This window comes from Sphingobacterium sp. GQ94, from assembly GCF_059758715.1.
In genome coordinates this window covers 24,640-49,282 of the sequence record NZ_JCAXEC010000016.1, presented here as the reverse complement: position 1 = coordinate 49,282, position 24,643 = coordinate 24,640, and the positions used below count along the sequence as shown (strand labels likewise).

The following is a 24,643-nucleotide window of genomic DNA, read 5'->3' as shown; positions in this document are numbered from 1 at the left end:
CTAAATATATAATTTGATTTATACGTTCATATTATCTATAAATTTATCTATCAAATAAGTATGACTAATTGTCCTTGTGTGCCCGTTGCTTTTGTCTAAATAAAAGTCAATTCGGCCTAAATTAATCCCAGACTTTCCGGTCTGGTTCACGAGGGTTGTTTTACCATCTAAATTTGTAACCCGAGTGGCTTCTTTTAAAAAAGTATGAGTGTGTCCTCCTATAATCAAATCAATATCCTTGGATTTTTTTGCCAATATTAAATCAGAAACTTGCTCATTTTCATAGCGATAACCAAGATGAGAAAGACAAATAATCAAGTCACATTTGAGTTCTTTTTTGAGCTTATTTGTCATTCTATTTGCCGTTTCGATCGGATCTGAAATTTTTACATCTTTGTAATTTTTAGGATCTACCATACCAGATAAATTAAGACCAAGACCAAAGACGCCAATTTTGATATGATCACGATTGAATAGGAGATATTCTTTTGTTTTACCCGCCATGATGGTGTCTGAAAAGTCATAATTAGAAGAAACAAAAGGAAAATTAGCCTTATCGAAATGTTTTAGCAGACCGTTTAATCCATTATCAAATTCATGATTTCCAAAAGTTCCTGCATCGTAACCTAATTTTGACATCAATTCCAGTTCTATTTCTCCATCAAAAACGTTGAAATATGGAGTTCCTTGGAAAATATCGCCGGCATCAAACAATAAAACATTTTTCTCAGTCTCTCTAATTTTTGTCAAAAGAGTACTTCTCCTTGCAACACCCCCCAGACCTTGAAACGCACCACCATCCATTGGAAATGGATCAATTTGACTATGAACATCATTGGTGTGTAAAATTGTAATTTTTATTTCTCTAGCTTTGCTAATGCCTATCAATGGCGTACCAGACAATGTGCTAGTAGCGCCCATAACCATCAGACCTTTCAAGAAATTTCTCCTATTGAATGATTTTAATTCGTCCATCTAGTTTTGATTCTATTTTTTTGCCTGCTTTTGTTAAACTTTGGATATAATCAATCAATGCTTCTCGTACTTTTTCATTAGAAGTAGTTGTATTGATTGGTTTTTCTAATCCCTTTACATGATCACCGCCATTTGCAATAAAATCATAAGTAACCATTTTGTATGTTTTTTCTGGATTTATTGTTTGATTGTTAATTTTAAACTCAACCAATTTTTTGTCGTCAATTAGCATCTGAATATTTCCTACGGGTTGTCCGTCGCTTTGGGCAATAAAATGGGCCAATTTCATCACATCTGATCCTTTAAGTTCCAAAATGGTAATTAAATTATCGAAGGGCATTAAGGCAAAGATAGAGCCGACAGTGATTTCGCCTTTGTTAATACTCGAACGAATACCATCTTTTGTGGCCATTGAAAAGGAAACTTGTGCATCAATTTTACGACCGACAGCTAATAAGGCATCTGCAAAAAAATTGCTAAGTACGGTTTCTGGTAAATTGCGATTATGCAACATTGTTTTTGGAGCGTATCCAATTACCTCATTCATTGATGCATTTAGCTGTTCTTTAAAAGGAAGAATGTAACTGGCGATTTCAGGATCTTCAACTAGATTGGAATCAATCAAAAGCATCTGGTTTTCACTTTTCTGAACATGCAGAAAGGTTGTGTTACACGAGCTAATTAATAGAGGTAAGATTAAAAAGAGGGGAATCGAAAACCTCGAAAACAATGTTCTCATTTTGAAATGAATTATTCACAAAGGTATCAAGATAGAATAACATTATAATGAACGGATGATATTATTTTTTCATAACAAGATGGGTAAAAAAGTCAATCCTGCTCTAGACATCCAGAATATTTCGCAAGACCTTGATCAAATTCAATTTAATGGAATTATTATTACATACAACTTGTGCATTTAGGAAGCACTTCTAAAACATAAACCTATCACCTTCTGATAATCTACCTTTAATAAAAAAGGTATAATAATTAGATTTGTACTAATCATTATACCTTAATATTCGCATTTTTAATGCGAAAAGTTTATTGAGTTTTGTCGATCTTATAGAGTTTACCTGCGTCAGTTACAGTATAAAGGGCTCCATCTTTTCCTTGTACAACATCTCTAAATCGTTGACCTTCTTTTACAAGCAATCTTTCCTCACCAACAACTTTGTTGTCTTTTATGACAATTCTAGCAATGTGGGTACTACTTAAGCCTGCAATGAACAAATTATTCTCCCATTCAGGAATATTTGAACCAGTGTAAAAAGTCATGCCACTAGGAGATAAAACAGGATCCCAATAATATACCGGTTGCTCTAAACCTTCTTTTTGTTGGATTGGAGGATTGCCTACAGGGTCACCCTTATATTCTATTCCGTAGGTTATAATAGGCCAACCATAATTATTCCCGGGTTTAACTAAATTAAGTTCATCTCCCCCTCTAGGGCCAAATTCTGTGTTCCAAAGGTCACCAGTTACGGGATTAATTGCGAGACCTTGTACGTTTCTATGCCCATAGCTGTAAATTTCGGCACGAGCATCTGATTGATTTTCGAATGGATTTCCAGCAACTGCTTTACCTTCTTTGGTAATGTGTAGGATTTTTCCAAGAGCAGATTTTAAATCCTGAGCTTGTGGGCGAGTTTCTAAATCAGAACGTTCACCAGTGGATACAAATAAATTTCCTTGCTTATCAAAAATGATACGCCCTCCATAATGTAATTTTCCATCATAAGTAGGTAATGCTTGATAAATCACTTGTGCATTTTCAATAGATTTCTCATCCTGCGATAATTTACCTTTGGCGACCGCAGTATGGTTACCACCGGAAACAGGTTCTGAGAATACCCAATAAATCATTCTATTGTTTTGAAAATCCGGATCAAGTGTAATTCCCAAAAGCCCACCTTGACCTTCCGAATCTACCTTAGGAATTCCTGTTACGGCGTCGCTAATACTTGCTTTGACAGGATCTACGATCCGTAGAGTGCCTTCTCTTTCTGTGACTAAGAGACGACCATCAGGTAAACAAGCAATACCCCATGGTGACTTCAACCCCTCTAGGATTACTTTTCCTTCAAATGGAGTGCTTGTTTTTACTCCGGCGATTCGGGTTTGTCCCTCAAATGCAGGGCTGTATTCAGCGTTTGCCTTGTTCGTTTCCACAGCTGGATACTTAGTGGTGTCCTGTGCGTTTGTAGTTGAATCTTTTGTGTTTTGACCATTAGAATTTACTCCAGTACATGAAATAAACGCAGTAACAGCCGCAAAACAAAAAACATTTGAAAATCTTTTTTTCATGAAAATATATGTTTAGAGTTAGATTTAAATATTTAATTTTAATTATACCTTAATTAAATTCTGGTCGTTTAGGGAAGTTTGCAACATGCGCATATTTTGGTCCCATGCTAATTAAAGCTTCCTTCCATAAGTCTTCACCATCGTTGATAAAAGCTAGATCAATGTTGAAAGAGTTATGTACAGCCCAAGTGTTTTGTGTTATTTCTGAATTAAGTTGACTCTGGCTCCACCCCGAATAACCTAAGAAAATCTTAACATCTTCGTTAGAAATTGATTTGTCATTTAACAGCTGTTTAAGTCGAATAAAATCTCCTCCCCAATATAAATCATCAACCAAGTGTGTTCCACTCTGTAATTTATCAAAAGCTTTGTGAACAAAAAATAATGCATCGCCTTCCACAGGACCGCCAAAATATACAGGAATCCCAGTATTGGTCACATCAGAAACGATGTCTGATAACATTAACAAGGAGCGGTGGTTCAGAATTAAACCAATCGTGCCTTCATTTTCATCATGCTCACAAAGCAAGATTACAGAGCGTGAAAAGTTTTGATCCAAAATAAAAGGTTCGGACAATAATAAGCTTCCACGATGAGGTTTAAATTCATTAAACATATTAACTAAGAGCTGAAGTAAACCAAAAATATGTATTTATGTTATTAATTACACTGTAAAATAGTAATAATTTTAAAAACCTTTTCTATATAAAATGGATATTTGGTTAAGTTTGTAGGAAATAACTCTCAAGCATGTCTATTGAACGAAAAGAAATTGCAGCCATCCGGGAAGATTACCAAAGAAGCAAGTTGAGCAAATCAGAGGTTTTGGAGAATCCTATTGATCAATTTTCTAAATGGTTTCAAGAGGCACTAACGAGTGAGGTTCTTGAGCCTACAGCTATGATTTTATCCTCTGTTTCTAACCAGGGGCATCCATCTTCACGTGTTGTTCTGCTTAAGGATATTAAAACAGACGGTTTAAGTTTTTTTACGAATTATCAAAGTAAGAAAGGACAGGAAATTTTATCCAATCCGTTTGTAAGTGTACTTTTCTTTTGGCCAGAACTTCAAAGACAAGTCAGGATTGAGGCTTCTGTGGAGCAACTCTCGAGTGAGGATTCCGATGAATATTTCGCTTCAAGACCTAGAAATAGTCAAATTGGAGCGATTGCATCGCCCCAAAGTCAAGACATAGAAAATAGAACTGCACTTGAAAAAAAAGTGTTAGCAGTTGAAGCAAAATATCAGAATCAACCTCAAATTCCAAGACCGGATTTTTGGGGTGGTTTTTTATTAAAACCTTACCGGTTCGAATTTTGGCAAGGTAGAAGCAGTAGGTTACACGATAGGATTGTGTATGAATTTGAAAAAGAAGATTGGTTAATTAAAAGAATTGCCCCTTAACTTATGATTGCAAAAATAAAAGAACAAATAGAAGAAAATATAGATCAACAAGCAATTGTTGAATTACAAGAGATTGGACTTCAAAGTGCAATCTATATCAATCCAGAGTATCTGGTTCGGGTTTGTAAATATTTGCGTGATACGGACGGGCTATATTATGATTTTTTATCCAATATTACAGCCGTTGATTATTTTCCAGCAGATTATTTTGAGGTTGTTTACCATTTAAGTTCTATTCCATATCAGAAGCAATTGACCCTTAAGGTAAAACTCCTTGCTGGTAGGGATTTGCAGACCCTGCCGGAAATACCTTCGTTGGCTGATATTTGGAGAACAGCAGACTGGCATGAACGGGAAATTTTTGATTTAATGGGAATATTCTTTGTTAATCATCCAGATTTACGAAGAATTCTAATGCCTGATGATTGGCAGGGTTACCCATTAAGAAAAGATTATCAAGATCCTGAAACGTATCATAATATTCCTATAAAATAAACCCATGAATCAACGATATAATCAAGGTTTACTAAATTACCAAGACCGAATTAGTGCAGTATCTTCTCAAGAAATGGTGATCAATATGGGACCTCAACACCCATCGACCCATGGAGTTCTTAGGTTGGAATTGATTACAGATGGAGAGATTGTGAAAGATATAATTCCGCATCTAGGTTACCTGCATAGGTGTTTTGATAAACATGCCGAGTCCATGAATTATACTAAAACGATCCCTTTTACTGATCGTTTGGATTACTTGGCATCAATGAATAATAGCCATGCTTTTGTAATGGGTGTTGAGAGAATGTTAGGCTTGGAGGATAAGATTCCCAAAAGAGTCGAATACATCCGCGTATTGGTTTGTGAATTAAATAGGATTGCCTCACATTTGATTGCTATTGGAACCTATGGGATTGATATAGGTGCTTTTACTCCATTTATGTGGTGCTTCAGGGATAGAGAGCACATTATGAACATGTTGGAATGGGTCTCTGGTTCTAGGATGCTATATAATTATATTTGGATTGGGGGATTATTTTATGATATTCCAGTCAATTTTGAAGAGCGGTGTTTGGAATTTGTACATTACTTCAAGCCTAAACTAGTAGAATTGGATGACCTGTTGTCTAACAACCAAATTTTCATACAACGTACAGCAAATATAGGAACGTTGCCTGCAGATGTGGCGATCAATTTTGGTTGTAGTGGCCCCATGTTGCGCGCCTCGGGTATTAAATGGGATTTGAGAAGAGTTGATGGTTATTCCGTATATCCTGAACTTGATTTCGAAATTCCAATAGGTAAAGGAGAGATGGGGTCAATTGGTGATTGTTGGGATCGTTACAAGGTTAGGGTTGACGAGGTAAAAGAGTCTATTAAAATAATCGAACAATGTCTGGAAAGATTGATGTTGGACTTTAAAAGGACTCCAGATTTTGATCCGCGTGCGTTAGTACCAAAAAAAGTAAATCTAAAAGCGCAAGATTATTATGTACGTGCTGAAAATCCAAAAGGCGAATTAGGGTTTTATTTTGTAACGGAAGAAAAAACGGATATTCCAAGAAGGGTTAAAGCAAGAGGACCAAGCTTTAATAATCTCTCAGTATTACCTGAATTAGGTAAAGGAGTGTTAATTGCAGACCTAATAGCCATTTTAGGTTCAATTGATATTGTGCTTGGTGAAGTCGACAGATAAATAAATCATGCAAAAAAACGCAAAAATTATTGGTATTAACACTTTATATTTTTATCTTTGTCATCTCATAATTTAAGTTTATAATTGGTTAATGAAAATGCGTTTGAAAATGTTGCCAGACAGAAGTAAAACGCATTTTTTCCTGAATAAACCAAATTTTGTAATCTTTTTTCAACAAATGCACTCGATTTGATAGGTGCATAAAAGCGCAAAACTTTAGGGATATTTTAGGGAAATAATTATGGCAACAATTAAACCGATCATTGCTTTTGATAGCAAACGATCAGATGGTACTTGGAGGGTAGCTTATCGGTTATATCATGATAAGGTTTTATTCATTTCTACATCGAACTATGTAGGTCCGGAAAGCATCGAGAAAGATACCAAAGAATTAAAGGAACATTACATCACCCACTACTTATCGGAGGAGCTTAGAGGATATCGCAAGATAATCAGTGAGCTAGGAGTACGTCTTCAGTTGATGACATGCGAAAACCTTAGAGATTACCTGATGAAGAGAAATGAAGTGTATGATTTTTTTTCCTTCGTTGATTCTTATATTGAAGAAGTAGTAAGATTAAAGAGCCGAAGTTCAGTAGTTACCTACAAAGCCATAGTTTCATCGATAAGGAAATTCCATAATCAGAATGTATTAACCCCATTAGATATTACAGATTACTTTGTAACCAGGTTTGAAATGTATCTTCTCCATTCCAAGGATAAGGAGCTGTTAAAATCAACGGTAAACATCTATATGCAATTATTTAAGAAGATGTTCAAGGAAATGAAGCGAAAATATAACAACGATGCTATTGGAGACATAAAAATACCACACGATCCATTCGCTGGACGCATTCGATTAAAGAGAAGCAAGCCTAAGGATAAAAGCTTAAGTATTGAAATGATCCGGAAAATAAGAGATATTGATCCAAAGATTAATAAAACAAACAAACATATAGGTCAGGATTGTTTCATGTTAATATTTATGATGCTTGGAATAAACCTAAAGGATATCTGGGATAATATACTTTCCATAACACCAGAATCAGAGAGAATGGAATACAATCGCTCCAAAACTCAGGACAGGAGGGTAGATGAAGCATTTATAAGTGTATATATACCTGATGAAGCGAGAGAGTACATCGAGAGGATCCAACACTTTTTAAGAAGAAAGAATTACACCAGTTACGAAAACTTTTACCATGCTGTAAAAACAAAGCTTGTAGTAATCGGTGATCAATTGGGAATTGAATCGCTCGGAACATACCATGCAAGGCATCGCTTTTCAAACATTGCTATAAATGATCTATTGGTGGATCCTAATCATGTGTCGCTGTCATTGAACCATATAGATGGAGTATTAAGCTCTACACGGCCATATATTAAGCCAAGTTGGATATTCATTGATAAGGTCCAAAGGAAGGTAATAAACCACCTGTATCAGGATAAAGTTAAACCTTTAAAAAGAGATAATATTTTTAGTAAAATTAAATTATTTCCATTGAATATATAAAAAATTTAGTATATTCGTCTTGTTGAATTAAGATTACAAATTTGTGTTCATTTTTGTGTTAAGCTAAATTTACAACCATAAGGAGTGGTGTCGCTACTGCTCCTTAATTTAAAAGACAGTTGGAAAGACAACCGCATACTATTGGGTTAACTCAGTTGACAGCTCGGAATATTAGAATCCCAACGGCAGGTGACAAATACGGAAATAGACGTATGTATAAAATGTCTTTTCATAATTTAGGTTTATAATTGGTTAGTTAGAAGTCCTGCATCTCCCGGTGTAGGGCTTTTTTGTTAATTAAGAAAATATACTATATTTAAATGGTATATCCAATCATCTGATTATCAAGGAGAAAAATTTCAAAAGTGGTTGGAAGAAAAGATTAGTGCAGATAAGAAAAAACCAAAAGATGAACGCTTAACAGTTGGAAAAGCAAAGGAAATGCTAGGGATTAGTACAACTGCCTACTATAGCCTTTTTAATAGTAAGAACTTAACTAGGGAAAGTGTAAATAGAATTGTAAATGCTTTTGGAGTAAGTGAAGAGGAAATTTGGGGTGATGACCTAAGTAAGTCAAATGTTAAGCCAGCAAGGTTTTTAGGTGATGGTACTCCTAACATGTGGATAGTTCCAATTAAAGCTCAAGGTGGATTTCTAGAAGGATATGGCGATAGCGTATTATTAGAACAACATATTGAGAAGGTATACTTTCCTTTTATTGGCCAAGAATGTTTTGCTTTTGAGATTGAAGGGATAAGCATGCTATCAGAATATGTTCCTGGGGAATACTTTGTAGGTACAACTATTGAAAAGTTATCTCACTTAGTAAAGGGTAGGGTATATGTGTTTCAAACTGTAGAAGGAATCATATTAAAAGAATTTGAAAAGATCGAAGGAGATTTTATTTACCTTAGATCACAGAATGAGGATTTCAATCCTGTCAAACCAATTTATCTAAAAGAAATCAAGCGCGTTTATCAGCGTGAGATGGTAATAAAAAATTAATATACTCAAGCAAACCAATTCCAATTATTGTTATGAACAAACTAAATTTTATAATGATGTTATTCGGTGGGATTTTAATAACATCATGTGTGACTCAAATTCCTATTACAGTTAGAGAGGCAAAGGTTATTTCTGTTGGAGTAGATTTTACAGAATTTATAAGAGCTGGGTTCTTTATAACAGAAGCTAACTCGGTTAGTTTTGACTATACTCCTGTTGGCTCTGTAAGTTCCTATGTCCAATCCGGTGGAAAGGATGGAACCTATGTATACGCATCGGCTAAAAACCTTAGAGATAATCAGGTATTAATGGATCCAAGGGATGCTGTGAAAAAGCTTTATGATGAAGCTAAGAAATTAGGAGGAAATGCAATAATAAATTTAAAGATTAGAAAAATTGTTGATCCTATTACGTTTTTAAACGATGGTTATGAAGCAACAGGAATGGCAATAGTTAAATAAAATTATATGAAAAAATTAATATTATCAATAATTCTTTTCGTAGGTTTAGCGATACCTTCAATAGGTCAAACCTACTATGATCATGGTATAGGATTACATATTGGTATTTCAGAAGGAACACCAGTTTCAGCAGAATATGAATTAAGTATTTTAAAGTATAACAATAACTATACACAAGGTATAATATTAGGAGCAGGGGGTACTTTCTCTTTTGAAAAAAGCGGTGAAACCTATGGTGCTTATTTAAAACCAGGATATAGATTCTCTAATTTTTCAGTAGGTGCTAATGTTGGAATAAAAAGGGAATATGAATATCAACCTGGAGAATTTGAAAATAAAGCATTACTAGGGGGGTGGATTGCTTTGAATATTACTAAAGGTGTAAAAGCCCAAGCATCATTTAATAATTTTAGTGGTTTTAATTTAGGATTTGTCTTTAGATTGAACAAGAGATAATCCAATAATTATAATTGAATACTCAAAGGATTATTGGTAGTGTATTTATGAATACTTTAGGGAAGTTAAAAACAGCCCTTACAAAATGTTGATTATAAATAGATTACAAACAATTTAAGTTATAATTGGTTAATATTAAGGGGACAATTGCCAGATTGTTCCCTTTTTTATGCCTTATTTTTAACGGTAGAGTTCTAAGGAAATTATCGTGGCAAACACCCACTATTGGTTAGGCGCTAAATCTGAATAATGTACAAAGGCATCAGTGAAAACACGAATGCTTCACGAAAAGAAATATTTTGACTTGAATTTTCATTCTCATTCAAATTATCTGCCTCAATGTTTACATTTTAAGAATAAAAAATATGTATTCATCTATATCTGTATTATAATTGAAACGGGTTGATGTTGATCCTTGTTCCCCTTTTTTACTAAAACTAATCATTGTTATAGAGGTCCTGAAATTCATTTTTATATTTCTCTAAAATAACCTTTCTTTTCATTTTAAGTGTAGGCGTTAGTTCACCCCCCTCAATCGTAAATTCAGCGCTTAAAATAATAGGTTTTTTTATTTGTTCCCAATTGCCAAAATGCTGATTGGCCAATTGAACCTCTTTCGTAATCTTTTGAATTACCTTACTATTTTTAATTAAATCTTCTTTTTTTAGGTTTTTAAGTTCCGGGGCCTCAAAATTGATCCAATTCTGTATTTGCGCGAAATTGGGAACAATATAAGCAGATGGAAACTTTTGTCCATCACCAATGACCATGGCTTGTTCAATAAAATTAGATTCTAGTAATTTCTTCTCGATAGGTTGCGGTGTGACATATTTTCCTCCAGAAATCTTAAACATTTCCTTCTTACGATCTATTATTTTTAAAAAATGATTATCGACCCATTCTCCAATATCTCCTGTATGTAACCAGCCATCGATGATTGTTCTATCGGTTTCCTCCTTGTTTTTATAATACCCTACCATTACATTAGGACCCCTGACCAAAATTTCTCCGTCTTCTGCTAGCTTTATTTCCATGTTCTTGACAGCAAGACCAACAGTTCCAATCTGTATTCCTTTTTGGTAATGATTTACACTGATCAAAGGAGACGCTTCTGTCATGCCATAGCCTTCGTATAACGGAATACCAGCAGCTAAGAAAACGCGTGTTAGCTTACTGTGCAACGATGCACTACCCGAAGCTACAGTTTGAAGATGACCACCTAAGGCTTCGTACCATTTATCGAGAACCAATTTTTTTGCTAAGGCAAGTTTTAAATTATAGGTAAGTGACCTTCGATTGTCATTTGGGTCATAATTTTCAGCAATTTTCACGGACCATTCAAATATTTTACGTTTAAGCCCAGAGAGTTCCAGCCCTTTTTTCATGATTTTTTCATAAACCTTTTCAAGGATTCGAGGTACTGCCGTCATGATATGTGGCTTCACTTCTACTATGTTTTGACCAATTTTTTCTAATGATTCTGCAATATAAGTTGTTATTCCCAATGATATATATGTATAGATAACCATTCTTTCATATGCATGACAAGGGGGTAAAAAAGTAAGTCCGCGGTCATACGCTTTACAGGGAGTAATTTCCCTTGCGGCCTCAACATTCGATATGATATTATGATGCGTAAGCATTACTCCTTTGGGTTTACCTGTGGTACCTGAAGTATAGATTAAAGTTGCAAGGTCGTTTGGTCGAATTTGATCTCTTCGTTGATCAACCTTATCCTGAGAGATGTGGGTACCAATGGCCTTAATTTCATCCCAATTTCGAACCCCTTCTGCATTTGCTATGCAGAAAATGAATTGCAAAGTATAAATATAATCTTTTAGATTAACTAGCCGATTATATAAATTTTTATTATGAACAATACATAATTTTATCTCAGAATCATTAAAAATGAATTGATAATCAGTATCAGTAATGTTGGGGTATATGGCTACAACGACTGCTCCAATTTGTTGAATAGCAAAATCGATAATATGCCATTCAACACTGCTTTCTGCTATAAGTCCAACTTTTTCATTTGGTTTAACGCCAAGTTCTATTAATCCTTTTGAAACAGTGTTTACTTGTTCTAAAAAAGTTTTGGTTAAAATTGGCGTCCAATGTTCATCAATTTTTTCACAGAATATAGCGAGTTCTGGATAAAGATCTATTTGCCTAAAGGCTAGATCGAAGATTCTTAGGTTCTGCTCCATAATTTATTACTAATTCTTGATTCCTATACACAGGATTCTTTAAGTCTAACAAAATGAACATTAAGAAGTTTATAACATCACGAAAATAATAAACTTGCAGTCAACTTAAAATTAGTTGTTGCTTTTCTCATATATTTTAAGATTTTATTTTTAGTCTTGAAGCAAAACTTGCCAAGCTCGATCTAAATCACCCTCATCCAACAATTTTCCAGCATACCGGTGCAATTCATTTTTGAGTTGTGTTTTTTCATTTTTCCACATTGCTAATGTATTTGACACGTGACTGTCTTGCAAAATATAATCCGATTTTTTAGGTATTAATTCAATATTGGCTAACATACCTAAATGGTTTCCACTCAAAATGCTTGAAGTACGGATAGCAGCTGGAAGCTGATCAACGCCAATACCAATTTTTCGTATTGGTTTAGGTACTTGAAATAGATTGTCTTCAGTGACCCTGCAATACCAATCATCCCCCAACCGCGCAACCAAGTCTAGTTCGGCTTGATTGATCTGATTATTATTATCTAATAAATGACTTTGAACATGCATACATAGTATCTCCGATATAACCAGATTTCCAGCTCCTCCTGATTTTCCAAATTCAATAATGTCAATCACTTTACATTCCAATTGAATTGGCGATTCTTTAACGCGAGGGGGTTTGATCTTTTCAGAAGGAATAGGTGTCAAGCCTGTTTTCTCAAATTCATTTACTCCTTTGGGAAACTCAGTGCTTGCTAAAGATTGTTGTTGGACAATATTATAATTAACAATATTGATGACTACCTCAGGTACCTCTCTAATATTTTCCAAGGTATGTTTCTTACTTCCATCTCTTACCCTAGTTAAAGGGGAGAATACACAAATAGCAGGTGTATGAGAGACAAAATTAAAATAACTAAATGGACTTAGGTTTACAACTCCATTTTTATTAATTGTACTTGCAAAACAAATAGGACGAGGAGCTATTGCATACTTGATCAATGTGTCAAAAATATTTCCATGATTTAGTTGATCAAAAGTCTTTGTTTGGTTAAACTGCATTGTTTTTTTTATTAATTGTTTTCCAATAAAACTTGGTTGGTTAGAGTTCCTAATCCAGTAACTTCCATTTCAATTATATCACCAGGTTCTAACCATTGTTCCTTAGATTTCGGGTTTTTCCGCTTTGCAGTTCCGTTTAATTCTAAAAAGCATCCGGTTCCAACAGTCCCAGATCCAATAATATCTCCAGGATATAAGTTGACGCCATAGGAGGCTCTTTCAATGATTTCAGCAAAGGTCCAATGCATATCGGATAAATTGCCTACCGAAACGAGACTTCCATTCACCGAACATTTCATTTCTAAATTATAAGCATTTCCAATATGACCATCTGAAGTTTTGATTAAATAGGGTAACAATTCATCCTTGCTCACGTAATAAGGACCTATTGCACTTGCAAAGTCTTTCCCTTTTGCAGGACCTAGGTTGAGTTTCATTTCTTTCATTTGTTCTTCCCTGGTACTAAAATCATTTAGAATTGCAAACCCTCCGATATATTCGTCAGCTTGATCAGCCTTTATATTTTTACCTTTTTTATCGATGATGACAGCTACTTCTAATTCAAAATCAAGTTTATTGAAATGACTTTTCATGCACAAAACGGGGCCTGGTCCAACAATCGAACGATGATTGGAGAAATAAAATACGGGAAATTCATCAAATTCAGGAATCATTTGTAAGCCGCGGTTCATTCTTGAAGTTTCTACATGTTTACGGAAAGCATATGCATCTCGAAAAGAATTCGGATGAGGTAACGGTGAACATAAATCTAGATTATTTATATCCAAACCACTATTTAAATGAATTGCTTTTATTTCGAATTCTCTTAAAATATTTTGCAATTGTTTTTTTTTCGCTTTATCTAATTCCAGTATTTCCTGTAAGGTATCGGGAAATTCGTTGGAAATAAAGCTACTTGAGTAGACTTTATCGTTAACAAAGAATCCAAGCTGTTCTTTGTTACGATGTAAGTATGTTACAATCTTCATATACTAGATTCAAAATTAGATTCCCTTAAATTTCGTTGAAAGGGAACAAATAGTAATGAAGTAAATGATTTATAAGTCATTTACTTTTTTAAGAAAAAATCAAGCTCAATGGTCGTATGAATGATTTTTTGTGCATGTTGTCCACATTAAACAAACTAGTTCATTTTGCGTATTTGATAAGCTGTTGTTCTGGAATTAAAGATCATTAAATCAGATTTATTTTCTAACATTTGAGTAAATATATGATTTATAAATTTTATGTTTGAATTATTAACAAACACCAATTATGAATATTTATTCCAATCAAACAATCAACCTTTCTAGAGGTATGATGTCTTTAACAAAGGCGCTGATTGCTGATTTGGTATTTGCCCAATATTAACTACCTTCTCTTTTTTCTGTATTTAGAAGTGTGTCTAAACCCTTAGATGTCGCTTTTTATATCCACTCATAAACTTTTTTTATGCCAATTTATCATCGAATGGGGGAAATTCCTCCAAAACGCCATACTATCTTTAGAAAACCTAATGGTGAGTTATATTCTGAAGAATTAGTATCAACTCATGGCTTTTCAAATATGTATTCACTCGTGTATCATTGTTATCCACCCACTGTGGTTAAAGCAATTAAAGAACCTTATGATGTAAGCCCAAAAATTGCAAGAGAAAAGCATTTGAAGCATACCAGTCTTAAAGGATTTAAGATTAAACCAAAGGATGATTATTTAAAAAGTAGAACTCCAGTTTTGGTAAATCAAAATCTACATATTTCTTTAGCCGCTCCAAGAGAATCAATGCTTGATTATTTTTATAAAAATAGTCAAGCCGATGAAATAATCTTTATTCACCAAGGTTCGGGAGTTTTAAAAACCGGATATGGCGAACTAAATTTTAAATATGGAGATTATGTTATTATACCTCGAGGAATAATTTATCAAATTCATTTTGACACCCAAGACAATAGGCTCTTTATTGTAGAATCTTTCGACCCAATTAAAACACCTGATCGGCATAGAAATGAATTTGGACAATTAATGGAGCATTCCCCTTTTTGTGAACGTGATATTGGAAGACCTGGAAATCTACAATGTATTGATCAACAGGGCGAATTTGAGATTAAAATTAAAAAACAAGGTTTGATTTATCCATATATCTACGGAAACCATCCATTTGATTTTGTTGGTTGGGATGGTTATCACTACCCTTGGATCTTATCTATACATGATTTTATGCCTATAACTGGGAAGCTTCATCAGCCTCCACCTGTTCATCAAACTTTTCAAACAAATTCATTTGTATTGTGTAGTTTCTGTCCAAGATTATATGATTATCATCCACAGGCAATTGCAGTGCCTTATAACCATAGTAATGTGGATTCAGATGAACTTCTTTATTACGTGGATGGTGATTTTATGAGTCGTAAGTCTGTTGAAAAGGGCCAAATTACCCTGCATCCTGGAGGTATTCCACATGGACCGCACCCTGGAACAGTAGAAGAGGGCATTGGAGCGCAAAAAACGGATGAATTGGCTATTATGATTGATCCTTTTCAACCCTTAATGCTTACTCAGGAGGCATTGGAAATTGAGGACCCTGATTATTTTAAATCTTGGTTAGCTAATCAATAAATCTTAAAAAATTATGACACCAACATTTGCACAAAAAATTGCTAAAGCACAAGATTTTTTACCGATCAATGGGACAGATTATATTGAATTTTATGTAGGTAATGCTAAGCAGGCTGCTCATTTTTATAAGACAGCTTTTGGATTTCAATTCGAAGCGTATGCTGGCCCTGAAACAGGGATACATGACCGAGCATCCTATGTGTTGAGACAGAATAAAATCCGTATTGTATTGACTTCAGCACTTCGTTCAAATCACGAAATTTCAAATCATGTATTAAAGCATGGTGATGGAATAAAAATACTGGCACTTTGGGTTGATGATGCTGAAAAGTCCTTTCAACAGACCATCAAGCGTGGCGCGAAACCTTACCAAGAAGTAAGAATTAGTGAAGATCAATATGGGCAGGTAAAAACTGCTGGAATTTATACTTATGGGGAAACCGTTCATGTGTTTGTGGAGCGAAAAAATTATACAGGAGTCTTTTTACCAGGGTATAAAGTTTGCAAAAGTGATTACAATCCGGAGGAGTCAGGTCTATTGTATGTAGACCATTGTGTCGGAAATGTTGGTTGGAATCGAATGAATGAAATTGTTAAATGGTATGAACAGATAATGGGATTTGTAAATATTCTATCATTTGATGATAAACAAATCAATACAGAATATTCTGCTTTAATGAGCAAAGTTATGAGCAATGGAAATGGCTATGTGAAATTCCCGATTAATGAGCCTGCTCAAGGGAAAAAGAAATCACAAATCGAAGAGTATCTCGATTTTTATGAAGGAGAGGGTGTTCAACATGTGGCAATGGCTTCCAATGACATCGTAAGAACAGTTAAGCTATTGAAAAAAAATGGTATAGATTTTTTAAGTGCACCACCAGATTCTTATTACCGAATGCTGGGAGATCGTGTGGGAGAGATTGATGAAGAAATTAGCGTACTGCAGCAGCTGGGAATCCTAGTTGACCGAGACGAAGAAGGTTACCTATTACAGATTTTCACTAAACCTGTTCAAGATAGACCAACTTTATTTTTTGAGATTATTCAACGTAAAGGTGCTCAAAGCTTCGGTGCAGGAAATTTTAAAGCTCTGTTTGAGGCGATTGAAAGGGAGCAGGCCATTCGTGGAAATTTGTAGTTGATCATAATTAAAAGTCACAAAATATGTTGAAAGAATTATTGGCAGCTTTTGAAAATAAAACTCCTGAAATCGTTTTTGAATGGAGGGATTCAAAAACGGATGCTCAGGGTTGGCTAGTTATCAATTCTTTACGTGGGGGCGCTGCTGGAGGAGGTATAAGGATGCAAAAAGGACTGGACCGAAATGACGTGGTGTCTTTAGCTAAAACAATGGAGATTAAATTTACCGTTTCAGGTCCTGGAATAGGAGGAGCGAAATCAGGTATAAACTTTGATCCGTTTGATCCAAGGAAACAGGAAGTTCTGGAGCGTTGGTTTAAGGTGGTTACCCCATTGTTAAAAAACTATTACGGAACTGGAGGGGACCTTAATGTTGATGAAATTAATGAGGTTATTCCGATCACTGAGAAATATGGTTTGTGGCATCCACAAGAAGGTGTGCTGAACGGACACTATGATATTCGAGAGAATAGCCGTATCCACCAAATTGGACAGTTGCGTGTTGGTGTATCGAAAGTTTTAGACGACATAAACTACAGCCCAGATTTAAAAAAACAACTTAGGGTTGCTGATATGATAACGGGTTTTGGGGTTAGTGAGGCAGTTAAACACTATTACCATCTTACTTCATCATTTATTGAGGGAAAACGAGCCATTATTCAAGGATGGGGCAATGTAGCTGCATCAGCTGCTTTTTATTTGAGTAAACTAGGCGTGAACATTGTTGGAATCATAGACCGGAAAGGTGGGTTAATACAACCAAATGGTTTCTCATTAAGTGAAATCAAAGCTTTGTTTATGAATAGAAAAGCAAATAGCTTATACCATGAAAAGATAATCCCTTTTGATCAAATTAACCAAGATGTTTGGAGTACCGGGGCTGAAATTTTTATTCCTGCTGCTGGCTCAAGGTTATTAACCAAAGATCAGATTATGGAAATGATCGATCATGGATTGGAAGTCATTTCATCAGGAGCAAATGTTCCTTTCTCGGACAAAGAAATATTTTATGGTCCAGTCATGGAATACGCGGATCAAAATGTAGCAGTAATCCCTGATTTTATTGCTAATTGTGGTATGGCCAGGGTTTTTGCTTATCTGATGAATCCAAATATCGAAATTAATGATCGCGCTATTTTTAATGATGTATCTGAAGTTATTTATAAGAACTTAAAAAATATATGTGATATCTCGGAACAAAATAAAACTAACATTTCTTTTAGGGCATACGAACTCGCATTAAGACAGTTGGTTTAAGTTTATAAAACTGAATGACTTGAAGAACATAAATAAATGATTTATTTTTGTTATTTTGGATGTTGAATAATCAACCTTTTAACACCTAAACCAAATTGTATGCATTTTTCTGTCCAAAATCTTGGGAAATATATCCTAATGCTGAATTTAATTTTACCGATAATCGGCTTTGCTCAAGAAGGGATAGAAAAGAAGATTCCTATTATTTTTGAAACAGATATGGGTAACGATATTGATGATGCATTGGCGTTAGATATGTTGTACAAATATCAAGACGAAGGTTTAATTCAGTTGCTCGCTATCAGTAATAACAAAAACAATAAGAATAGTATACCTTTCCTTAACATGTTAAACACTTGGTACGGCTATTCTGATATTCCATTAGGTACCGTAAAAAATGGTGCCAATTCTGAAGGTGATGCTAAGAATTACGCTGAGCTCACTCTCAATTTTGTTCATCAAGGTGTGCGTCCCTTTCAATCCAAGGTGAAAGATGAAAACACAATCAATTCTGTTGAGATGTATAGAAAGATTCTAAGCCAGCAAAAAGATGAGTCGGTGACAATCGTTTCTGTCGGTTTTTCGACTAATTTAGCCCGATTATTAAATAGCAAACCCGATCAATACAGCAAATTAAGTGGGGAAGCTCTGGTGGCAAAAAAAGTTAAATTTTTAAGCATAATGGCCGGTAACTTGAATTCAGATACAAGTAAGCGATTTGTGGAATATAATATTGCAAAGGATGTAAATTCAGCGAAAATATTATTTGAAAAATGGCCTACGAAAATTGTCGTTAGTCCTTTTGAATTAGGACAATCAATAGAATATCCAGGAAATAGCATTCAAAATGATTTTACTTCCCTTGCTCCGCATCCTATGGTAATTGCATACAAATCCTATCATAAAATGCCATATGATCGACCTACGTGGGATTTAACATCAGTATTATATGCTGTAGAAGGCAATTCAAAGAATTACTTTACCCTTTCTAGAAAAGGAACGATCCATCTTGATCATCAAGGTAAAACTTCCTTCACGAAGAGCAAAGGGAAGCATTTTATACTGTCAGCTGATAAAAATCAGCAACAGAAAATTTTGAATAGATTTTTAGAATTAATACGTAGAGTACCTAAGCACAAGTCCAACAGGTAGAATATCGTATTATTGTTTGCAATCCATTTAATTATCCCCTTCTGGTTCGAATGTATTCTTCAACGATTGCTAAATCTGCATTGGCCCAGTCAAAGCGAAACAAATCTGTTTTTTCCACCCAAAGAACTTGTTCGTGTTCTAAAACTAAAAGTTTACCACTTTTATGAGTACATACATAAGGATATAATGTCAACGAAAAATCGGGATAATGATATTCCACTTTGCTTAATTCTTCAATAATTTCAACGTCAAAATTAATTTCCTCCTTGACCTCTCGAATCAAACATTCTTGTAATGTTTCTCCTTCTTCCAGTTTTCCACCAGGAAATTCCCATTTCAAGGGCAAATTCATGTTTGGTGATCTTTGACAAATGAGAATTTGATTGTTCTTTTCAATAAGGGCACAGCAAACATGTATCATCCCGTAAATATAAAGGTTTATTATTGGCAACAAAAACAATTAACCACTTGTTGGCTAGCTAATAATTTTTGAGGGCTTCATCAGAATAAGGCTATCGTTGCTGAATTATCCAATGGTCTGTTAAGGAAGCTTTGAAAAATCAATTTCTGGTTCATTGGATTTGTTTTCGAAATTGAATTCGCTTCCTGGAGTAACCTCCTCATTAAAAAAACCTCCATTTCTTAAGAAAAAGCCTAGATCATTTGTCCCCCCAATAGCATCGTTACGTTGCTTATTTGAATAAGTAGCATCTACAGTAAACTTGCCTTTTTGAATTTTATACCATTTATTTGAATTACTTCTTACCCATTGGTTTAAATAATTAGCCTTCCGTCCTAAGTGACCATTATTGGGGTTAAAATTTTCTAAAAAGCTATGGAAATGTTTTAGATAGGTATTTGTTTGGGGCCTTTTAAAACTGGCAATTAGCATCCATTTATTTTCTTCAGGGGCAAAAAACCACGCTGTGTAATCTGTGTTGCCCTTGTTGTCAGGTTCACCTTTCAATAAAAATTTATATTTATTTCCTGCTTTCCAGTTGAAACGAAGGAAGCTTTGTCCACCAGATCCCTCATTTCCAAATTCTCCTGTGTTCACATTGACTCCTTTTTTATTCAATTTGATTTTTTGATCATCTGGTATAGAAGAAGGGTCGTCTGTTTTAAATGGGCTCCAAACTGAAAACAATATTCTTCTTTCTGTCTTAGAATTCACCTGTATTCCAAAATACCCTTCCGCAAAACCATTCGCCATAAAATAAGATCCAATATTGTCTTCGCCTTCAGGAATTTGAAGTTCTGAATAATAATAGTTTATGTCTTCATTGGTGGGAATCGTAAAAGCCATATGACAAGACGGTCCTCTACGCGCCCAATAATAAAAAGATTCATCATTGCTGTATAATAAACCTTCATTTGCTGGGGCACCTGATATGACTAAATCAGATACATCCGCAAAATAGTCTCCTGATTTTTCAATGCCTTGAATATCAACCTTAACATATCCTGAATTTACATCGAAAACTCCTACTTGATAATCATTGATAAGATCGCCCTTTACTATGAGTTCTTTGCTTTGCTTATCTATGGTAAGTTTAATTTTAGAGTGATTTTGGGAGAATCCTTTAGCCCGAAGGGCTATTTTTAATTTTCCAGCTTTAGAGACCTTGAAGTATGTACTAATTATAGTTTTGTTATTCGTCCAATGTTTAAGACCATTATTTCGTGTAATTTCTGCAGTTTGGTCTACTTGTACACTAGTAATAAAAGAATTTCCAGAAAAAGGTATCAGGTAAATGCTGTCATTAATGTCAACTATTTTAAGAGAATTATCAGGTAGATTAAGCTGCTTGGAGCACGCCGTTGGTAACATGGAAAGGGAGATACCTAAAAGAAATAAAATCTTTGCAATATGTAGTTTGAACATAATATATTTTTATTGGTTCAATGAAGATATGCATTGGATTTAAAATGGCAAAATTTTCCAGTCAATCAAACGATTGCCTAAAAAATATGGCTTTTTTTTATAAGCATTTCTTCCATTTCATAGCTCTTTTTGTAGTTGTAGCTACTAGTTCAGCATCATTGCGGTTAATTGGATAGCGATATCTCATAATTAATTATTGGCTTAAAACTTCTAGAATAAAAGAAGTTCTTTTTTCTATACTCTCTAATGGTATTTCTATAATTTGATAATTGAATTTTTTATAGGTAGTTTTTATCCAATTATAGGTCTCCACTGATTTTTCCCAGGATTGTTTCCTTTGTGAATCATTCACATAAATATCCTTCCAAGGAGGTAACAAAAATACCAATGGATTGTATCTATATTTCATTGCGTAGGCTTCCCAATAAGTAGGGTAAACGATATTTTCCATCTCCGCATAAGCTACTGCATCAAGAATTCCTCTATCGAAAAAACAAGTGTGGTTTGAATTTAAGTGTACGGCACTTTTATAGCTGCTTAAAGATCTTTCTATCATGAGATTTGAAAATACCATTTTATCCATCCATGGTAAACCTTGTCCATCCATAGCGATTTGCTCTTTGATGATTTCACGCGCATCTTCAGGAACGGTTTTAAATCCAACTTTATTTAAGAAATTAAGTAGAGATGTTTTTCCGACCCCAGGTCCTCCGGTCAATATAATGAAGTTATTCATTCCGATTTAAATTTTAAAGATGGTTTTTTGAGACGATATAGTATTCTTTGAAAGTTCAGGACATAAATAGACTAGGAATTGGGTGGTTATTAATAAATGAGCTTTTGGGGACTAGCGTGTTTCAATGGTGGAAACAATAAGCTTTATTGGTGTAGGAATCTGCAGAAAATCGATCAAGCTTTATCCGAGCGTTAAAGATAGGTTTTTATTCTTGGGATAATTAACTTAAACCAATAGGTGTATGCCTCGGGATTATTTTTGATATCTTGTTCAATTTCAGATAGTGACATCGTTTTTAGCTCACTAATTTCCAGTGGATTAGGTTTTAATGCTCCTTCAATGTGAGTTCCTAAAAAAACATGGTCAAATTCGTTTTCCCAAATACCATTTTTAAGATATTCCTCGTAGCTTAAACTAAAAATCTCTTGAATTTCAATTTGAATGCCAAGTTCTTCAATAGATCGGCGGATCGCGGCTTCCTTTGTTTCCTCACCTGGTCTAGGATGTCCACAACAAGCATTGGTCCAAAGCCCAGCGCTATGGTACTTGTTCTCAGCTCTTTTTTGTAAAATCATATTTCCATCCTTGTCTAAAAGAAATACTGAAAAAGCACGATGTTTTTTATTTAACTGATGAGCCAAATGCTTTTCCATCTGCCCGATAGGGTTATCCTCTTGGTCAACCAAGATCAAAAATTCTTCCGTTTTCATCGTAATATATTTTGGCTAACATCTAAATTAACAAATTAATAGGTTGAATACAATAGTAGTCAATTAGTTTCATTTAAAAGTGTTATGAATCGCTCGGTATCATGATCGTTTGTTGCCCATGAAGTAACAAGTCTAACCACAGCCATATCATGGTTTAATTTTTCCCAAATATAAAACTCAAAGTGGTTTAAAAGTTTGTTTATTAAAGTGATCGGCAATATGGCAAAAATTTGATTACTAACGACAGGAGTCAAAAATTTATATCCTAGCTTAGAAATAGCAACGGCGATCTGACTTGCTTTTAGATTGGCATTATTTGCTAAGTCAAAATATAACTGATCTTCAAACAGAGCGCAAAATTGAGCCCCTAAAATACGTCCTTTTGCCATTAAAGCCCCCTTCTGTTTTAGGTAATAGGGAAAGCCATTTGCATATTGAGGTGTCGGGAATACAATAGCTTCTCCAAGTAACCCCCCATTTTTAGTGGCACCAATATAAAATACATCACAGAGATTCGCGATATTTATTAATGTTAAATCATTGCTTTTTGCAGTCAGTGAAACTCCTAATCTGGCGCCATCTATGAATAATAAAAGTCCATTTTTTTTACAATAGGTCGATATGTCAGTTAATTCTTTTTTACTATAAATACTCCCTAATTCAGTTGTTTGTGAAATATAAACCATTGCAGGCTTAACCATATGTTGATCTGAATGGAGCTCAATAATTTTGCTTATTCCCTGAACATCGATTTTGCCACTGTTGTTTTTGACCAGGTTTATTTTGTGCCCACAATGCTCAATTGCACCCGTTTCATGCACTTGAATATGACTTGAATCAGCGGCGATAACAGACTCGTAGGGTTTTAACAAATGACTAATGATAAGTACATTCGCCATGGTACCACCTGAAACAAAATAAATCTCAGCTTCTTGGTTACCGATGGAATTCCTGATTAAATTTTTTGCTTTTATACTCAGGGTGTCCTCACCATATCCGGGTTCTTGTTGGTCATTGCTGTTTAGAAGTAATTCTAAAACTCTTGAGGCTGCACCTTCACTATAATCGTTTTTAAAAGATGTTTTTGTTTGCATGTGTAAAGATAATATTTAGCATCAAACTGTCCCAAGTCTAAGCCACAAAGGCTTGCCTAAGGTAATCATCGAAATTTATGGAATGCCGTTCTAGGTAGAGATGATCATTAATCAAATCTTACTTAATATATTGGTGCAGTCATTGTAGAAAAAAATGTGATCAATTTACTTTTGATCACATTTTTTGGTCTTTTGAAACCCAGGGATTAAACGATCTTTTATTTGTTGAACATCCCAGCTAAGTTGTCTAAAATACCTCCTTTGGTATTACTGTCATTTTTTTGATTAAAAAACTCACCCGCTAAATCACCCAAACCACTTAAAATATTTGGTTGGCCTGTTTGTGAGGCATCAGTAGATTTTGATCCACCTAAAACGCTGCCTATCAAATCACCAATACCTCCTGAAGTACTACTTTGATTGGAACCTCCACCAAGAATATTGCCTAGTAAATCTCCAATTCCACCAGAAGAAGCTTGTGAATCTTTGTTTTGTTTACCTAAATAGCCCATAACCAGCGGTGCAATTAATGCAAGAATACCACCAATTTTGCCAATGTCAATACCTGATTTTTGAGATAGTGTTTCCTTTACTGATTCTGTATTTTTACCAAAAATATGGTTCACTATTTTATCATCATCTTCTGTTGGGCCATTGTTAAACAAGGCTCCCAAATTATCGAATATTCCACCTGAGTGTTGACTAGATAATGCCTGTTGTAGCCCCTCGGCTTTTTCAGGTTTATTTTGAGCATTGTAATTGATTGCAGACATCATCAAGGGGATGGCGGCAGACATAACCCATTGAGTTTGATTTTTATCTACTCCTAGTTTTTGTGATATGCCATCGGCAGCCTGTGAGCCAACGCTACCTGAAATTAAATCGGTGAAATTCATGATTTGGTTTATTTATGTTTTAAATACTATTTTTACTAATTCTAATATCCATATTAGTTCAAATACATTGCCAAATTTATTCG

At 34.6% G+C, this 24,643-nt stretch carries 24 protein-coding genes; 11 read left to right on the top strand and 13 right to left on the bottom strand.

The features are described from left to right. Positions 1-18: 18 nt before the first annotated feature. The 4 genes from AC6CHH_RS13675 to AC6CHH_RS13660 all read right to left on the bottom strand — a co-directional run bounded on the left by AC6CHH_RS13675 (position 19) and on the right by AC6CHH_RS13660 (position 3,898). Entirely contained in the window at positions 19-975 is a 957-nt protein-coding gene (locus AC6CHH_RS13675; RefSeq protein ID WP_498283801.1) for a metallophosphoesterase, read from the bottom strand. Further along, a complete protein-coding gene (locus tag AC6CHH_RS13670; protein ID WP_498283799.1) occupies positions 950-1,606 on the bottom strand; it encodes a 5'-nucleotidase C-terminal domain-containing protein in 657 nt (218 codons plus the stop codon). Before AC6CHH_RS13670 ends, AC6CHH_RS13675 begins: the two co-directional genes overlap by 26 nt. A 413-nt stretch (positions 1,607-2,019) precedes the next feature. Continuing rightward, complete coding sequence (locus AC6CHH_RS13665; RefSeq protein ID WP_498283797.1) at positions 2,020-3,282, bottom strand: PQQ-dependent sugar dehydrogenase; 1,263 nt, start codon at positions 3,280-3,282, stop codon at positions 2,020-2,022. A 49-nt stretch (positions 3,283-3,331) separates the two neighbouring features. Then, positions 3,332-3,898, bottom strand: coding sequence for a YqgE/AlgH family protein (locus AC6CHH_RS13660; RefSeq protein WP_498283795.1), 567 nt, complete (start codon positions 3,896-3,898; stop codon positions 3,332-3,334). A gap of 134 nt (positions 3,899-4,032) precedes the next feature. Between AC6CHH_RS13660 and pdxH the strand changes: the two genes are divergently transcribed. From pdxH to AC6CHH_RS13625, 7 genes are all read left to right on the top strand, one after another. Continuing rightward, positions 4,033-4,686, top strand: coding sequence for a pyridoxamine 5'-phosphate oxidase (gene pdxH / locus AC6CHH_RS13655; RefSeq protein WP_498283793.1), 654 nt, complete (start codon positions 4,033-4,035; stop codon positions 4,684-4,686). 3 nt (positions 4,687-4,689) lie between these two features. Further along, entirely contained in the window at positions 4,690-5,181 is a 492-nt protein-coding gene (locus tag AC6CHH_RS13650) for an NADH-quinone oxidoreductase subunit C (protein ID WP_498283791.1), read from the top strand. Between the two features lie 4 nt (positions 5,182-5,185). Next, positions 5,186-6,379 carry an NADH-quinone oxidoreductase subunit D gene (locus AC6CHH_RS13645; RefSeq protein WP_498283789.1) on the top strand — a complete coding sequence of 398 codons (1,194 nt, stop codon included), beginning with the start codon at positions 5,186-5,188 and terminating at the stop codon, positions 6,377-6,379. 241 nt (positions 6,380-6,620) lie between these two features. Continuing rightward, complete coding sequence (locus AC6CHH_RS13640; RefSeq protein WP_498283787.1) at positions 6,621-7,892, top strand: phage integrase SAM-like domain-containing protein; 1,272 nt, start codon at positions 6,621-6,623, stop codon at positions 7,890-7,892. Between the two features lie 369 nt (positions 7,893-8,261). Further along, entirely contained in the window at positions 8,262-8,897 is a 636-nt protein-coding gene (locus AC6CHH_RS13635; protein WP_498283785.1) for a S24 family peptidase, read from the top strand. A gap of 32 nt (positions 8,898-8,929) precedes the next feature. Further along, positions 8,930-9,358: a hypothetical protein gene (locus tag AC6CHH_RS13630; protein ID WP_498283783.1), complete on the top strand. Its 429-nt coding sequence runs from the start codon at positions 8,930-8,932 to the stop codon at positions 9,356-9,358. Positions 9,359-9,364: 6 nt separating this feature from the next. Continuing rightward, a complete protein-coding gene (locus tag AC6CHH_RS13625; RefSeq protein WP_498283781.1) occupies positions 9,365-9,814 on the top strand; it encodes a hypothetical protein in 450 nt (149 codons plus the stop codon). Positions 9,815-10,251: 437 nt separating this feature from the next. Here AC6CHH_RS13625 and AC6CHH_RS13620 read toward each other — a convergent pair whose 3' ends face one another. From AC6CHH_RS13620 to AC6CHH_RS13610, 3 genes are all read right to left on the bottom strand, one after another. Then, entirely contained in the window at positions 10,252-12,024 is a 1,773-nt protein-coding gene (locus tag AC6CHH_RS13620) for an AMP-dependent synthetase/ligase (RefSeq protein ID WP_498283779.1), read from the bottom strand. A gap of 150 nt (positions 12,025-12,174) precedes the next feature. Beyond that, positions 12,175-13,071: a flavin reductase family protein gene (locus AC6CHH_RS13615; protein ID WP_498283777.1), complete on the bottom strand. Its 897-nt coding sequence runs from the start codon at positions 13,069-13,071 to the stop codon at positions 12,175-12,177. Positions 13,072-13,082: 11 nt separating this feature from the next. Then, a complete protein-coding gene (locus tag AC6CHH_RS13610; protein WP_498283775.1) occupies positions 13,083-14,060 on the bottom strand; it encodes a fumarylacetoacetate hydrolase family protein in 978 nt (325 codons plus the stop codon). 463 nt (positions 14,061-14,523) lie between these two features. Here AC6CHH_RS13610 and AC6CHH_RS13605 point away from each other — a divergent pair, with 463 nt between their 5' ends. From AC6CHH_RS13605 to AC6CHH_RS13590, 4 genes are all read left to right on the top strand, one after another. Continuing rightward, positions 14,524-15,687: a homogentisate 1,2-dioxygenase gene (locus AC6CHH_RS13605; protein ID WP_498283773.1), complete on the top strand. Its 1,164-nt coding sequence runs from the start codon at positions 14,524-14,526 to the stop codon at positions 15,685-15,687. 13 nt (positions 15,688-15,700) lie between these two features. Further along, the gene (hppD, locus tag AC6CHH_RS13600) at positions 15,701-16,828 is read left to right on the top strand and encodes a 4-hydroxyphenylpyruvate dioxygenase (protein ID WP_498283771.1); all 1,128 of its coding nucleotides are present in this window, start codon (positions 15,701-15,703) and stop codon (positions 16,826-16,828) included. Positions 16,829-16,854: 26 nt separating this feature from the next. Next, on the top strand, positions 16,855-18,087 hold the full coding sequence (locus AC6CHH_RS13595) for a Glu/Leu/Phe/Val dehydrogenase dimerization domain-containing protein (RefSeq protein ID WP_498283769.1): 1,233 nt from the start codon (positions 16,855-16,857) through the stop codon (positions 18,085-18,087). A 138-nt stretch (positions 18,088-18,225) separates the two neighbouring features. Continuing rightward, positions 18,226-19,239, top strand: a complete 1,014-nt coding sequence (locus AC6CHH_RS13590; RefSeq protein WP_498283767.1) for a nucleoside hydrolase — start codon at positions 18,226-18,228, stop codon at positions 19,237-19,239. 31 nt (positions 19,240-19,270) lie between these two features. Here the strand turns inward: AC6CHH_RS13590 and AC6CHH_RS13585 are convergent, their stop codons facing one another. The 6 genes from AC6CHH_RS13585 to AC6CHH_RS13560 form a co-directional block, all read right to left on the bottom strand. Then, positions 19,271-19,660, bottom strand: coding sequence for a (deoxy)nucleoside triphosphate pyrophosphohydrolase (locus tag AC6CHH_RS13585; RefSeq protein ID WP_498283765.1), 390 nt, complete (start codon positions 19,658-19,660; stop codon positions 19,271-19,273). Between the two features lie 120 nt (positions 19,661-19,780). Beyond that, positions 19,781-21,124 carry a DUF3472 domain-containing protein gene (locus AC6CHH_RS13580; protein WP_498283763.1) on the bottom strand — a complete coding sequence of 448 codons (1,344 nt, stop codon included), beginning with the start codon at positions 21,122-21,124 and terminating at the stop codon, positions 19,781-19,783. A 193-nt stretch (positions 21,125-21,317) separates the two neighbouring features. Next, on the bottom strand, positions 21,318-21,860 hold the full coding sequence (locus AC6CHH_RS13575; protein WP_498283761.1) for an AAA family ATPase: 543 nt from the start codon (positions 21,858-21,860) through the stop codon (positions 21,318-21,320). A gap of 191 nt (positions 21,861-22,051) precedes the next feature. Beyond that, positions 22,052-22,570: an isopentenyl-diphosphate Delta-isomerase gene (gene idi / locus AC6CHH_RS13570; RefSeq protein ID WP_498283759.1), complete on the bottom strand. Its 519-nt coding sequence runs from the start codon at positions 22,568-22,570 to the stop codon at positions 22,052-22,054. A gap of 59 nt (positions 22,571-22,629) precedes the next feature. Beyond that, positions 22,630-23,664: a threonine aldolase family protein gene (locus AC6CHH_RS13565; RefSeq protein WP_498283757.1), complete on the bottom strand. Its 1,035-nt coding sequence runs from the start codon at positions 23,662-23,664 to the stop codon at positions 22,630-22,632. A 218-nt stretch (positions 23,665-23,882) separates the two neighbouring features. After that, a complete protein-coding gene (locus AC6CHH_RS13560; protein ID WP_498283755.1) occupies positions 23,883-24,560 on the bottom strand; it encodes a DUF937 domain-containing protein in 678 nt (225 codons plus the stop codon). Positions 24,561-24,643: the final 83 nt, after the last annotated feature.

Coding starts and splice junctions, on each gene's coding strand:
- pdxH (WP_498283793.1), top strand. CDS start 4,033: ATGTCTATTGAACGAAAAGAAATTGCAGCCATCCGGGAAGATTACCAA.
- AC6CHH_RS13640 (WP_498283787.1), top strand. CDS start 6,621: ATGGCAACAATTAAACCGATCATTGCTTTTGATAGCAAACGATCAGAT.
- AC6CHH_RS13675 (WP_498283801.1), bottom strand. CDS start 975: ATGGACGAATTAAAATCATTCAATAGGAGAAATTTCTTGAAAGGTCTG.
- AC6CHH_RS13660 (WP_498283795.1), bottom strand. CDS start 3,898: ATGTTTAATGAATTTAAACCTCATCGTGGAAGCTTATTATTGTCCGAA.
- hppD (WP_498283771.1), top strand. CDS start 15,701: ATGACACCAACATTTGCACAAAAAATTGCTAAAGCACAAGATTTTTTA.
- AC6CHH_RS13595 (WP_498283769.1), top strand. CDS start 16,855: ATGTTGAAAGAATTATTGGCAGCTTTTGAAAATAAAACTCCTGAAATC.
- AC6CHH_RS13560 (WP_498283755.1), bottom strand. CDS start 24,560: ATGAATTTCACCGATTTAATTTCAGGTAGCGTTGGCTCACAGGCTGCC.
- AC6CHH_RS13585 (WP_498283765.1), bottom strand. CDS start 19,660: ATGATACATGTTTGCTGTGCCCTTATTGAAAAGAACAATCAAATTCTC.
- AC6CHH_RS13670 (WP_498283799.1), bottom strand. CDS start 1,606: ATGCTTTTGATTGATTCCAATCTAGTTGAAGATCCTGAAATCGCCAGT.
- idi (WP_498283759.1), bottom strand. CDS start 22,570: ATGAAAACGGAAGAATTTTTGATCTTGGTTGACCAAGAGGATAACCCT.
- AC6CHH_RS13565 (WP_498283757.1), bottom strand. CDS start 23,664: ATGCAAACAAAAACATCTTTTAAAAACGATTATAGTGAAGGTGCAGCC.
- AC6CHH_RS13615 (WP_498283777.1), bottom strand. CDS start 13,071: ATGCAGTTTAACCAAACAAAGACTTTTGATCAACTAAATCATGGAAAT.
- AC6CHH_RS13575 (WP_498283761.1), bottom strand. CDS start 21,860: ATGAATAACTTCATTATATTGACCGGAGGACCTGGGGTCGGAAAAACA.
- AC6CHH_RS13580 (WP_498283763.1), bottom strand. CDS start 21,124: ATGTTCAAACTACATATTGCAAAGATTTTATTTCTTTTAGGTATCTCC.
- AC6CHH_RS13665 (WP_498283797.1), bottom strand. CDS start 3,282: ATGAAAAAAAGATTTTCAAATGTTTTTTGTTTTGCGGCTGTTACTGCG.
- AC6CHH_RS13605 (WP_498283773.1), top strand. CDS start 14,524: ATGCCAATTTATCATCGAATGGGGGAAATTCCTCCAAAACGCCATACT.
- AC6CHH_RS13610 (WP_498283775.1), bottom strand. CDS start 14,060: ATGAAGATTGTAACATACTTACATCGTAACAAAGAACAGCTTGGATTC.
- AC6CHH_RS13620 (WP_498283779.1), bottom strand. CDS start 12,024: ATGGAGCAGAACCTAAGAATCTTCGATCTAGCCTTTAGGCAAATAGAT.
- AC6CHH_RS13630 (WP_498283783.1), top strand. CDS start 8,930: ATGAACAAACTAAATTTTATAATGATGTTATTCGGTGGGATTTTAATA.
- AC6CHH_RS13645 (WP_498283789.1), top strand. CDS start 5,186: ATGAATCAACGATATAATCAAGGTTTACTAAATTACCAAGACCGAATT.
- AC6CHH_RS13625 (WP_498283781.1), top strand. CDS start 9,365: ATGAAAAAATTAATATTATCAATAATTCTTTTCGTAGGTTTAGCGATA.
- AC6CHH_RS13590 (WP_498283767.1), top strand. CDS start 18,226: ATGCTGAATTTAATTTTACCGATAATCGGCTTTGCTCAAGAAGGGATA.
- AC6CHH_RS13650 (WP_498283791.1), top strand. CDS start 4,690: ATGATTGCAAAAATAAAAGAACAAATAGAAGAAAATATAGATCAACAA.